At 70.4% G+C, this 12,122-nt stretch carries 12 protein-coding genes and 1 pseudogene; 4 read left to right on the top strand and 9 right to left on the bottom strand.

The window, feature by feature from the left end; all coding sequences use genetic code 11:
- Positions 1-363 (top strand): annotated as a pseudogene (locus tag VJR25_RS13345) (phospholipase); the annotation flags it as partial.
- A gap of 149 nt (positions 364-512) precedes the next feature.
- Here VJR25_RS13345 and mnhG read toward each other — a convergent pair.
- The 7 genes from mnhG to VJR25_RS13310 all read right to left on the bottom strand — a co-directional run bounded on the left by mnhG (position 513) and on the right by VJR25_RS13310 (position 7,476).
- The gene (gene mnhG / locus VJR25_RS13340) at positions 513-872 is read right to left on the bottom strand and encodes a monovalent cation/H(+) antiporter subunit G (RefSeq protein WP_324115807.1); all 360 of its coding nucleotides are present in this window, start codon (positions 870-872) and stop codon (positions 513-515) included.
- On the bottom strand, positions 869-1,171 hold the full coding sequence (locus VJR25_RS13335) for a monovalent cation/H+ antiporter complex subunit F (RefSeq protein WP_324115805.1): 303 nt from the start codon (positions 1,169-1,171) through the stop codon (positions 869-871). Before VJR25_RS13335 ends, mnhG begins: the two co-directional genes overlap by 4 nt.
- On the bottom strand, positions 1,168-1,734 hold the full coding sequence (locus VJR25_RS13330) for a Na+/H+ antiporter subunit E (RefSeq protein WP_324115803.1): 567 nt from the start codon (positions 1,732-1,734) through the stop codon (positions 1,168-1,170). The genes VJR25_RS13335 and VJR25_RS13330 overlap by 4 nt, the downstream gene beginning before the upstream one ends.
- A complete protein-coding gene (locus VJR25_RS13325; protein WP_324115801.1) occupies positions 1,731-3,290 on the bottom strand; it encodes a Na+/H+ antiporter subunit D in 1,560 nt (519 codons plus the stop codon). The genes VJR25_RS13330 and VJR25_RS13325 overlap by 4 nt, the downstream gene beginning before the upstream one ends.
- Positions 3,287-3,820, bottom strand: coding sequence for an NADH-quinone oxidoreductase subunit K (locus VJR25_RS13320; RefSeq protein ID WP_324115799.1), 534 nt, complete (start codon positions 3,818-3,820; stop codon positions 3,287-3,289). The genes VJR25_RS13325 and VJR25_RS13320 overlap by 4 nt, the downstream gene beginning before the upstream one ends.
- Positions 3,817-6,798, bottom strand: coding sequence for a Na+/H+ antiporter subunit A (locus tag VJR25_RS13315; protein WP_324115797.1), 2,982 nt, complete (start codon positions 6,796-6,798; stop codon positions 3,817-3,819). The genes VJR25_RS13320 and VJR25_RS13315 overlap by 4 nt, the downstream gene beginning before the upstream one ends.
- 291 nt (positions 6,799-7,089) lie before the next feature.
- The gene (locus VJR25_RS13310; protein WP_324115795.1) at positions 7,090-7,476 is read right to left on the bottom strand and encodes a nitroreductase family deazaflavin-dependent oxidoreductase; all 387 of its coding nucleotides are present in this window, start codon (positions 7,474-7,476) and stop codon (positions 7,090-7,092) included.
- 55 nt (positions 7,477-7,531) lie between these two features.
- Between VJR25_RS13310 and VJR25_RS13305 the strand changes: the two genes are divergently transcribed.
- Positions 7,532-8,767, top strand: a complete 1,236-nt coding sequence (locus tag VJR25_RS13305; RefSeq protein ID WP_324115794.1) for an MFS transporter — start codon at positions 7,532-7,534, stop codon at positions 8,765-8,767.
- Positions 8,767-9,462, top strand: a complete 696-nt coding sequence (gene nucS / locus VJR25_RS13300) for an endonuclease NucS (RefSeq protein ID WP_324115792.1) — start codon at positions 8,767-8,769, stop codon at positions 9,460-9,462. The genes VJR25_RS13305 and nucS overlap by 1 nt, the downstream gene beginning before the upstream one ends.
- A gap of 18 nt (positions 9,463-9,480) precedes the next feature.
- On the opposite strand, the gene VJR25_RS13295 is transcribed toward nucS, so the two are convergent.
- A complete protein-coding gene (locus VJR25_RS13295) occupies positions 9,481-9,909 on the bottom strand; it encodes a PPC domain-containing DNA-binding protein (RefSeq protein ID WP_324115790.1) in 429 nt (142 codons plus the stop codon).
- A 77-nt stretch (positions 9,910-9,986) separates the two neighbouring features.
- Here VJR25_RS13295 and VJR25_RS13290 point away from each other — a divergent pair, with 77 nt between their 5' ends.
- Positions 9,987-10,916 carry a pentapeptide repeat-containing protein gene (locus VJR25_RS13290; protein ID WP_324115788.1) on the top strand — a complete coding sequence of 310 codons (930 nt, stop codon included), beginning with the start codon at positions 9,987-9,989 and terminating at the stop codon, positions 10,914-10,916.
- A gap of 21 nt (positions 10,917-10,937) precedes the next feature.
- On the opposite strand, the gene VJR25_RS13285 is transcribed toward VJR25_RS13290, so the two are convergent.
- Complete coding sequence (locus tag VJR25_RS13285) at positions 10,938-11,705, bottom strand: SDR family NAD(P)-dependent oxidoreductase (RefSeq protein ID WP_324115786.1); 768 nt, start codon at positions 11,703-11,705, stop codon at positions 10,938-10,940.
- Positions 11,706-12,122 lie beyond the last annotated feature (417 nt).

Here is a 12,122-nt window from a genome sequence, read left to right as displayed (position 1 = left end):
GAGGCCGCGCGCAAGGCCGCCGCCGCACGCGCCGCCCGTCTCGCCGTCACCAACACCCCGGACGGCGCCCGCGCCGCCGCGCAGCTGATCATGTCGACGCAGTACGGCTGGGGCAACGGCGAATTCCAGTGCCTGAACCTGCTCTGGAACAAGGAATCCGGCTGGAACTACAAGGCCTACAACGCGGCCGGCGGCGCCACCGGCATCCCGCAGGCCCTGCCCGGCTCGAAGATGGCCGCGGCCGGCTCGGACTGGGCCACGAACGCGACCACCCAGGTCAAGTGGGGCCTCTCGTACATCCGCGCCACCTACGGCAGCCCCTGCGTCGCCTGGGGGCACTCCCAGGCGATGAACTGGTACTGAGCACCGTCGCTCGTTGAGCGAGGAGCGAAGCGACGGGACGAAACGCATATCCCGCCCCGCGGTGGGAATCGCGTTTCGTCTCGCTTCGCTCGCTCAACGACCGGGGGTGGGGGGCTGCTCGCTCAACGACCGGGAGGGTGGCGACTCGCTCAACGACCGGGGGCGGGGGGCTGCTCGCCGCGGTCGCGGGCGAGCTCGTCGGTGTACAGCTGCTGCTCGCGGATGGTCCCGTTGCGGTACGCCTGACGGCCCACCATGTGCGCGGCCAGCGGGGCCGTCGCCAGCTGGATGAGCACCACCGGCACGAGGAACGCCAGCACCGCCCAGGAGCGCAGCGCGATCGCGATCGCCACGCAGATCAGCAGGAAGCCCAGCACCTGCGGCTTGGTGGCCGCGTGCAGGCGGGTGGGCACGTCGGTGAACCGCACGATCCCGAGGGCGGCGGTCACGCAGAGCACCGCACCGCACGCGACCAGCACGATCGCCACGATGTCGAGCCACTCGCTCATCGGCCCCTCCCCTTTCCCGGATCGCCGGCGGCGGGTCCCTCGACGTCGCGTCGTGCCACGAACCGCGCGATCGCGACCGAGCCGAACACCCCCACTGCGGCGACGATGAGCAGCACCGGCAGCGTGTCGGTGTGGTGGTTGATCACCATGTCCGCGCCGAGCACGCACATCACCTCGGTGAGCAGCACGTCGGCCGCGACCGCCCGGTCGAGGATCGACGGGCCGAGCACGATGCGCACCACGGTGAGCACCGCGGCGACGCCGAACAGCGCGTAGACGATCCACAGCAGCACGGTCATCGCGCACCTCCGGCATCCCGCGCCGCCATCCCGGAGCGCACCTGCGCGAGCTGCGCCGCCGAGCCGACCGCCCGCACGATGCGCTCCTCCCAGTGCTGCACGTCGCGGCGCTGCTTCTCGAGGTCCGCGGCGCTGCGCACCCCGATCACGTGCAGGTACAGCACGCGGTTCGCGCGGTCTGCCTCCAGCACGAGCGAGCCGGGGATGAGGGATGCCACCACCGCGGTGTGCGTCATGATCAGGTCGTCATCGGTGCGCATCGGCACGCCGACGATCGCCGCGCCCGGCTGCCGGCGGAAATCGAGCACCTGCCACGCGACGGTCAGCGAGCCGCGCACCACCGCCCACAGGAAGTCGACGACGAACACGAACCCCCACCACACGTCGATGCGGCCGGAGAGCTCCACGGGCGGCAGCCGGAACACGCGGGTCACCACCGCCACCACGACGAGCCCCGTCACGAAGGCGAGCACCGTGAACTGGCCCCACAGCAGCATCCAGAGCGCCAGCAGCCAGACGAAGAACGGCAGCTGCCGCCACGCGCGCGCCCACCGGCCGGTCACTGCCCGACCTCCTCGGTGACCTGCGAGAGCTGAACGGGCCGCATGATCGACGCCCCCGCCCGCGCGCACACGTCGTAGATCGGACCGGCGAACACGGTCAGCGCGAGGGTCACGCACACCATGCCGGTGGTCGCGGCGGTCATGATCCGCGGGATGACCCGGCGCTCGGTGGTCACCGTGGCCAGCGGGGCGGCATCGAGGTAGCCGATGCGCTGCAGCGTCTCGGTCTCGGGGGCGTCATCCTTCTCGCGCCAGAACGACAGGTTCCAGGCGCGCATGAGCGCGTACAGGGTCAGCAGCGACGTCACGATACCGCCGACGATCAGCAGCATGTTCAGCCCGCCGCCTTGGGTCGCGGCGGCGTGGAACAGCGCGAACTTGCCGATGAACCCGGAGAACGGCGGCAGTCCGCCGAGGTTGATCGCCGGGATGAAGTAGAGCACGGCGATCAGGGGGGCCGCGCGCATCAGGCCCTTCACGCGCAGGATCGACGTCGATCCCGCGCGCCGTTCGATGAGCCCCACCGAGAGGAACAGGGTCGTCTGCACCACGATGTGGTGCACCACGTAGTAGATCGTGGCCCCGATGGATGCCGGCGTCGCGATCGCGAGCCCGAACACCATGTAGCCGATGTGGCTGACGAGCGTGAACGACAGGATGCGCTTCAGCTCGGCCTGGGCGACGGCGCCCAGCACCCCGACGACCAGGGTGGCGAGCGCCACCCACATGAGCAGCACGTTCACGTCGTTCGCCCGGAACAGCAGCGTCTCGGTGCGGATGAGCGCGTACACGCCCACCTTCGTCAGCAGGCCGGCGAACACCGCGGTGACCGGAGCGGGCGCGGTCGGGTACGAGTCCGGCAGCCAGAACGACAGCGGGAAGACGGCGGCCTTGATCGAGAACGCGAGCAGCAGCATGAGGTGCAGGGTCAGCTGCGTGGACTGGGGCATCTCGGCCATGCGCTGCGAGATCTGCACCATGTTCACGGTGCCGACCGCCGCGTAGATCATCGCGATCGCGGCGAGGAACAGCACCGACGACACCAGCGACACGACGATGTACACGACCCCGGTGCGGATGCGGGACTCGGTGCTGCCGAGCGTGATCAGCACGTACGACGCGACCAGCAGGATCTCGAACCCGACGTAGAGGTTGAACAGGTCGCCGGCCACGAACGCGTCGAAGATGCCCGTCGCGAGGATGAGGTACGTCGGGTGGAAGATCGACACCGGCGTCTCGTCATCACCGTCCGCGGCGCCCTGCCCGACCGAGAACAGCAGCACCGCGAGCAGCACCACCGACGAGACGACGAGCAGCAGCGCGGAGAGCCGGTCGACGTACAGCACGATGCCGAACGGCACCGGCCACCCGCCCACGGCGACCGCGAGCGGCTTTCCGGCATCCACCACCGCGAGCATCACGAACGAGATCGCCAGCACGACGCTCAGGGTCACGATCGACACCAGCACCTGCGCGCGGCGGTGGCGGCTCGTGATGAGCGCGATCGCCGCGCCGAGCAGCGGCAGGGTGACGACGAGGGGCACGAGCGCGTTCACGCGTCACCTCCGGGCGGGGGGCGGTCCGGGTCGTCGGTGGGCGCGTCGTCGGAGATCGCGGCGAGGTCGCGGTGGTGCAGCACGGTGATCGGCGCGGTCTCGACGCCGACGAAGTCGGTGGAGTCCTTGTCGTCGGCATCCTCCATCTCGACCTCGTCGTCCAGGACCACTTCGACGGCCTCGCCGCGGGCGCGCACCGCGATGTCCTCGGTGTCGTCGATCACGATGTCCTGCTGGCCGAGCTGCCAGGAGCGGTAGATGAGCGCGAGCAGGAACGCCGACACGGCGAACGTGATGACGATCGCGGTGAGGGTGAGCGCCTGCGGCAGCGGGTCCGAGGTGAGGCCCTTCGCGCCATAGAAGGATGCCTGCCCCGGCGCCCCCATCACGATGAGCAGCAGCAGGTTCGCCGCGTTGCCGAGCAGCAGGAACCCGATGAGCACGCGCGTCAGGCTGCGCTCGAGGATCGCGTACACCCCGGCCGCGAACAGCACGGCCATGACGACGATGAGGATGCCGCTGAGTGTCATGCGCCCTCACCCCCGTACCGCCCGCGCTCACCCAGCGAGCGAAGCGAGACGAAACGCCCCGCCCCGGACGACTCCCCCTCGCCCTCCCACCGCTGCCGGTCGACCTCGGCGCCGAGCGAGCGCAGCACATCGAGCACCAGCCCGATCACCACCAGGTACACCCCGACGTCGAAGATCGTCGACGTGACGAACTCGAGGTGTCCGAGCACCGGCACCTCGGCCTCGAGCACGGCGGACTTCAGGGGCGGCAGCCCGAACAGCACCGGCACCAGCGCGGTCGCGACGGCGAGCACCATCCCGATCCCGAGCAGCCGCCCGGCATCCGTCGGCGCCGCCGCGCCCAGCTCGTACCGGCCGCCGGCGATATACCGCATGACCAGGGCCATTCCCGCGACGAGCCCGCCCGCGAACCCGCCGCCGGGCAGGTTGTGACCGGCGAAGAGCAGGTACAGCGAGACGACGATGATGGTGTGGAAGAGGATGCGCACGATCACCTCGAGGATGAGCGAGCGGTTCTCCGGACGCACCCGGTTGCCGCCGACGAGCCACGCCCGGCGGCTGGTGTCCGCGGTCGCGTCGGCGGGCCGGACGCCCTCGTCCGTCTCGACGAGGAGGCTGCGGGCGGTCACGCGCGGGTTGACGAACCGCGACAGGGTGTCGGCGCGGTGCGTGACGAACACGAGGGATGCCACCCCGGTCGCCGCGAGGATCAGCACGGACAGCTCGCCCATGGTGTCCCACCCGCGCAGGTCCACGAGGGTGACGTTGACGACGTTGCGCCCATGCCCGAGCCGGTAGGCGAGTTCGGGAAAGCCGGCGGAGTCCGGCACGGTCGTGCGCGCTCCCGAGACGACGACGGCGACCGCCGCCATCACGACGCCCACGGCGCCGGCGATGACGGCCCGCAGCAACGGCCACACCGACGCGTTGCGCTCGCCCATCCGCGACGGGATGCGCCGCAGCACCAGCGCGAAGGTGATCATCGTGACCGTCTCGACGAGCGCCTGGGTGAGCGCCAGGTCGGGTGCTCCGGACACCGCGAACAGCACCACCATGCCGAGCCCCGTGACCGAGACCAGCACGACGCCGGTGTACCGCTTCCGCGCGCGCACCGCGACCAGCGCGGCGACGATCATGAGCGGGGCGATGGCCACCTGCATCGGCGACTGCCAGGCATCCAGCTGTGCCCCGAGGGTTCCGCCCATGATCAGCGCGGTGCCCTGCGCCGCGACGAACACCACGAAGATGATGCCGACGTACACCGGCAGCGATCCGGTCTGCGTGACGCCGGTGACGAGCACGGATGCCCGGGCGATGAGCCGCAGGAACAGGTTGTAGACGTCGGGCGCCGTGAACGGGAACAGGCGCCGGCGCTCGTCCCACCGGATGCGGCGGGCGAGGGCGAACACGCCGATGCCGAGCACGATGGTGGCGAGCGAGATCCACAGCGCGGGCTCGGCCCCGTGCCAGAGCGCGAGGTGCGCCGGCTCGGACTGCGGGATGCCGGGACTGGATGCCGGGCTCGCGTCCGCGTAGCCGGCGAGGGCCCAGTCGAGCAGGGGCGCAGCCAGGCCGGCGACGACCGTGAGCCCGGCGAGCACGAGGGGCGGCGTCAGGAACCCGAGCGGCGGATCGGGCCATTCCGTTTCGGGAATATAGTCGCCGGCGGCATCCCGCTTGCGCCAGAACGCGCCCCAGACGAACCGGATGCCGTAGGCCGCGGTGAGCACCGAGCCGAGGGCGATGCCGGCGACCGCGACGACCGCCCACGCCGCGCCGTGGCCGGCCTCCTCGAGGAGCGCCGTCAGCGTTCCCTCCTTCGCGACGAATCCGACGGTCGGCACGATGCCGGCCATCGCGCACACCGCGATGATCGAGAAGACGGCGAGAGTGGGCGCCTGGCGCCCGACGCCGCTCAGCTCCCGGACGTCGCGGCTCGACAGCTGCCGGTCGAGGATGCCCACCACGAGGAACAGGGCCGACTTGAAGAGCGCGTGCCCGAGCAGCAGGGCGAGGCCGGCGAGCGCGGCATCCCGCGTGCCGTAGCCGAGCACGACCGTCAGCATCCCGAGCTGGCTGACCGTGCCGAACGCGAGGATGCGCTTGAGGTCGGTCTCGCGCAGCGCCTGCAGCCCGCCGAGCAGCATGGTGAACACACCCAGGGCGACGACGATCGGCCGCCACGGGGCGGCGAGCGCGAACACCGGGGCGAGACGGGCGATGAGGTAGATGCCGGCCTTCACCATGGCGGCCGCGTGCAGGTACGCCGATACGGGAGTCGGTGCGGCCATGGCGCCCGGCAGCCAGAAGTGGAAGGGGAAGATCGCGGACTTGCTGAGCGCGCCGACGAGCACGAGCACGAGGGCCGCGTCGACGACGGGGCCGGTGGGATGTGCGGCGAGCAGTCCGGACAGTCTCGTGGAGCCGGTGACCACGACCAGCAGCACCACGCCGATGAACAGGACGAGCCCGCCCACGGTGGTCACCAGCAGTGCCTGCAGCGCTGCACGCCGGCTCGCACCGCGCTTGTGCGAGTGGCCGATGAGCAGATACGACAGGATGCTGGTGACCTCCCACAGCATCACGAGCACCACCATGTCGTCGGCGAGCACGAGCCCGTACATGGCACCGGCGAATCCGAGCAGCACCGCGCAGAACTGGCCGACGCCCGTGCGCTTGCCGGCGAAGTACCAGCGGCAGTAGAGGATGACGAGCGCACCGACGCCGGTGACGATGAGCGCCATCACCCATGACAGCACGTCCATCCGCATGGAGATCCGCACGCCGAGCGCCGGGATCCAGTCGTATGCCTCGAACGGAATGCGCCCGACCAGCACGGCGGGCGCCTGCAGCGCGGTGTGCGCGAAGGCGATCGCGGGCACGAGGGCCGCCGCGAAGAACGCCCGCTCGCCGAAGCGGTGCACGAGCCACGGCATGAGCAGCGGCGTCCCGGCGAACACGGCGAGGAGGATCAGCATGGAACCTCCTCGGGGCTGGCGAGTGGGCGGGTTCCCAGTCTACTGAGAGCCGGCTGAGGGCCGCGCCCCAGCCTCCGCGCCCCGGTCCTCTCCCCCGGTCGTTGAGCGAGGGAGCCCCAGCGACCTCCTCTCCCCCGGTCGTTGAGCGAGGGAGCGCCAGCGACCGAGACGAAACGCAGTGGCCCCTCCGCGTTTCGTCTCGCTTCGCTCGCTCAACGACCGGGGGTGTTCCCTCCGCTCGCTCAACGACCCGGGGGGGATCCCCTCCGCTCGCCCAACGACCGGCCGGGTTCACTCCAACCGCAGCACCAGGGCGCCGGGCATGCGGCGCACGATGCGGTCGTACGGGGCCTTCGCCAGGGGTGCGGCCTCGGGGGCCTTCAGGATGCGGGGGTCGGTGACCCACACGTCGCGTCCCTTCCAGCTGAGGGTGGCGCCGCCGGCCGCGACGACGTTGCGCGCCCAGTTGGTGTCGAGGCCCCAGGGCAGCCCGATGATCACCGTGCCCGCATCGCGCGCCGGCACGACGGCGATGGGGGTGTGCAGCACCCGCCCGGACTTGCGGCCGGTGTGGTGGACGGTCGCCCACACCGGCATGATCCGCCGCCCGCTCATCGCGAACGCGACGGGCTCGATCAGGCGGATGAGGAACGCCGGGGGGTTCTTCCTGTCGCTCATGCCTCCAGCCTGCACCCGCGGCGGGCCGAGCGGTCGCCCGATACCCTGGAATCGTATGAACGCCACGGTGACCCATTCGCAGCTCGTCCGCTGGCGCACCGCGATCTTCGCCATCTTCCTGCTGTCCGGCCTCGGGGTCGCATCGTGGGCGGCCCGCGTGCCCGCCATCAAAGAGGCCCTCGACATCAACCGCGAGGGCCTCGGCCTGCTGCTGCTGCTCGGCGGGGTGGCATCCATCACCGGCATCTCGACGAGCTCGATCATCATGGCCCGCTTCGGCACCCGCCGCGGGATGCTCGGCACCCTCACCGTGTTCAGCGCCGGGCTCGCGGTCATCGGCGTCGGCACGGACATCGTCCACGCGCCGTGGCTGGTGGGCCTCGGGCTCGCGCTCTGGGGCTACGGCGGCGGCGCGACGGACGTGATGATGAACGTCGAGGCCACCGCCATCGAGCAGCAGACGGGCCGCACCATCCTGCCCCTCTTCCACGCGTTCTTCAGCTTCGGCACCGTGATCGGCGCGGGCCTCGGCATCGCGGCGATCTCGCTGAGCCTGACCCCGTTCGACCACCTGCTGATCGTCGCCGTCGGGGTTCTCGTGCTGTGCGTCGTCGCGATCGCGAACATCCCCGCCGCGGAGGGCGAGCTGGTCGAGCCGGATGCTCCGAAGGCCCCGTTCCGCGAGCGCCTGCACGTCGCGCTGTCGGCCTGGCGCGAGCCGCGCACATACGTGCTGGGCATCGTGCTGCTCGGGATGTCGTTCGCCGAGGGCGGCGCGAACGACTGGCTGGCGCTCGGCGTCGTCGAGGGTCATGGCGTGCACGATCCGGCGCTCGGCGCGGCAGGGCTCACCGTCTTCTCGGTCTCGATGACCGCGGTGCGGGTGTTCGGCGGGCCGCTCGTCGACCGCTTCGGCCGCGTCGTCATCCTGCGGGTGCTGGCGGTCACGGCGGCCGCCGGCCTGCTGCTGTTCATCCTCAGCCCGTCGGTGCCGCTGCTGTTCGTCGGTGCCGCGCTGTGGGGCATCGGAGCCTCGCTGGGGTTCCCGCTCGGGATGTCGGCCGCGGCCGACGACCCGGCCAAGGCCGCCGGTCGCGTGGCCGCCGCCGCGACCATGGGCTACGTGGCCTTCCTCGCCGGTCCCCCGCTGCTCGGCTTCGTGAGCGAGCACATCGGCCTGCTCAACGCCCTGTACATCATCGTCGCGCTGATCGTGGCATCCGGATTCGCCTCCGGCGCCGCCAAGCCGCTCTCCCCCGAACCCCGCTCCGCAACCGCGAAGGACGCCTGATGCGACTCGTCATCGCCCGCTGCTCGGTCGACTATGCCGGCCGGCTGAACGCCCACCTGCCCGAAGCCACCCGACTGCTCGTGCACAAGGGCGACGGCAGCCTGCTGGTGCACTCGGACGGCGGCTCGTACAAACCGCTGAACTGGATGAGCCCGCCGTGCACGCTCGTGGTCGAGGAGCCGGACGACGACCAGGCGGCCGCCGGCGTGCAGCAGCTGTGGCGGGTCACCCACCAGAAGTCGGGCGACACGCTGCTGGTGCGCCTGTACGACGTCGTGCACGATTCGGCGCACGAGCTGGGCACGGATCCGGGCCTGCAGAAGGACGGCGTGGAGGCCGATCTGCAGCGCCTGCTCGCCGAGCAGACCGGGCTGATCGGCGAGACCCTGACCCTGGTGCGCCGCGAGTTCCCCACCGCGATCGGCCCCGTCGACCTGCTGCTGCGCGACCCGGACGGCGGCACCGTGGCGGTCGAGGTGAAGCGCCGCGGAGACATCGACGGCGTGGAGCAGCTGACCCGCTACCTGGAGCTCCTCGGCCGCGACCCGCACCTGGCCCCGGTGACCGGCGTGTTCGCCGCGCAGGAGATCAAGCCGCAGGCGAAGGTGCTCGCCGCCGACCGCGGCATCCGCTGCGTCACGCTGGACTACGACGAGATGAAGGGCGTCGAGTCCGGCGCCCCGCGCCTGTTCTGAAACCCGGCCGGCGCCCGGTCACGCCTCGCTGAGCAGCTTCAGTCCCGTCTCGTCGTCGAAGACCCGGGTGAGCCGGTCGCGGCGCGTGGTGAGCAGGATCTCGCCGGTCAGGCCGATCGGGCACTCCTTCACGTGCCCGCCGATCACGGAGTAGTCGGAGCGGGCGAACGTGCCGTGCACGTGCCACGTCGCCGCACCGTCGACATAGGCGAGGTTGCCGTGCAGACCGGTGATCTCGAGCGGCTCGTCGTAGGTGCGCCACCGGTACTCCCGGGCGGTGGGGTCGAAGTAGCCGAGCGTCGCACCGGCTGCTCCGCCGACGATGTCGACCCACGCTCCGGGGAGGCGCTGCTCGGTCGCGAAGGCACTGAGCTGCTGCATGATCTCCTCGCCCTTGCGCAGCACGAGCAGGTGGGTGTCGGAGGCGGCATCGGAGAAGTGCTTCATTTCTGGAGTCTAGGCCGGGCCGGATGCCGCGGTCCGGGCCCGAGCCCGCTCATCGGCCCGTGCCCTAGGGTCGAATGATGGATGCTGATTCCGCCGCGCACTCCTTCCGGTCCCCCTGGACCTGCATCCTCTGGGACGTCGACGGCACCCTGATCGACGCATCCGAAGGCATCCTGCGCCGCCTCACCACGACGCTCGCGCACTTCGGCCACCCGCCGCTGCCGCCGGCCGAGCTGGCGCACTGGATCGGCCCGCCCATGCTGGAGTCGTTCCAGACGATGTCGGGCATGACGCCCGCGCAGGCGGAGGAGGCCGTCGCGTTCTACCGGCAGGTGGCCAAGGCCGACGGCTACGAGACCGGCGCCCGGGTGTACCCCGGCATGGCGGATCTCGTGCGCGACATCGCCGCCGCCGGCGTCCCGCAGGCGACGGCCAGCTCCAAGCCCGAGGTGCAGGTGCTGAGGCTCATGCAGCATTTCGGTCTCGACGGCTTCCTGCAGGCGATCGTCGGCGCGACCTCCGAGGCGAAGGACCGCGGCCTGAAGGCCGAGGTCATCGCCGACTCGCTGCGCCGGCTCGAGGCCGCGGGCGTCGACGTCTCGCGCCCGGTGCTCGTCGGCGACCGGCACCACGACGTCGAAGGCGGCGCCGAGCAGGACGTGCCGGTGATCTTCGCCCGCTTGAACGGCAATGCGGAGGGTGCCAACTTCTCGCACGCCAATCTGGGCGCGGACATCCGCAACCAGTCCATGGGTGTACTGCATACGGATTTCAACAATGCCAATCTGCGGCATACGAATTTCGAGGACGCCATCCTCGATTATGCCAGCATGCAGTTTGCCGATCTGAGTCGGGCCAATCTCACGGGCGCGCGCCTGATTTACGCCGATCTCTCCGGGGCAAATCTGACGCGTGCAAATCTGACCGGCTCTGATCTCACCCATGCTGACCTGACGAGTGCCATCACGACCGGGGCGACGGGCCTCCCGAACCGCAACACGCCCTGACCACACCGCGCCCACCCCACCTCAGGGCGTAATCACCAGGCCGCCATCGACGTGGATCGCCTGGCCGGTGATATAGCCGGCAGCCGGCGAGGCGAGGAACGCCACCAGTGCCGCAACATCGCTTGCAGTCCCAAGCCGCCCGAGCGGAATTTTTTCCTGCTGGCGGCGAAAAAGCTCCGGATCGAGTGCCGCGCGCGCGCCTTGGTCCTTGCGGATGAAGCCGGGCACCACGGCGTTTACCGTGACGGCGGCCGGCGCAAGCTCCAGAGCGAGCGCCCGCACCAGCGCCTCGAGCCCAGCCTTGGCTGCGGCCGAGGCCGGAAAGGCCGGCAGATCGGTACGAAAGGAATGCGCAACGAAGCTGCTGACCGCGATGACCCGGGCGTTGTCGCCCGCGCGCAAAAGCGACGTTGCCTCGCGCACCAGTGCAAGGAACGCAGCGGCAATCGCCGTGAACGATGCGGCGAACGCTGCATCGCTCAAGCCTTCGATCGGAGTACGGTCAGCGAAGCCGGCGTTGCTGACCACGACATCGAGGCGGCCGAAGCCCTCGCGCGCGCGCCCAACGAGCGCCGTCGCGAGCCCCGGGTCGAGGAGATCGCCGAGCATGGTCTCGACCGCCGCACCCATGCCCTCCACACGGGCAGCGACCGCCGCAAGTCCGGCCGCATTGCGCCTTGTATGCAGCAGGAACCCAACTCCCGGCCCGGCCAACGCCGCCGCAATCGCCGCCCCGATGCCGCTCCCCGCACCGGTGATCAGCACCGCCCGTTCGATCGCCCCGCTCATGCCGCGAACAGTGCCGGCGCTGCGCGCGCCTGGCCAGAGCGAAATCGCGCATTCAGCGTAGCCTGGTGATGGCTGCATCGCACCGAAAAGCAAGCACCGGGGTTCGGATCGGGTAGGACGTTGACGAAACGCGAGCGTACGGCGAGCGATTGATCCGGATCAATATCGTGGTGGCGGCTTGCATACGGCTTTCTTCAAGAAGCTCGACGAGGGATCTGCTATCGGATCGCGCTACGCTACGCGCAAGCCACGGACGCCTTGCGATTGCTATCGAGCCTGTTTGAGAAGGATGCGCCGATGCTGTTTCACCGCCGCCATGACTACCAGCATCGCGGATTTTGGCGCGATGTACTGCATCTGCTGGGGCCGGGACTGATCACCGGAGCGGCAGACGACGATCCGAGCGGCATCGCGACC

The sequence above is a fragment of the Microbacterium sp. genome (assembly GCF_035277845.1).
In the GTDB taxonomy this organism is placed as follows: domain Bacteria; phylum Actinomycetota; class Actinomycetes; order Actinomycetales; family Microbacteriaceae; genus Microbacterium.
This window is presented reverse-complemented; position numbering and strand designations above follow the sequence as displayed.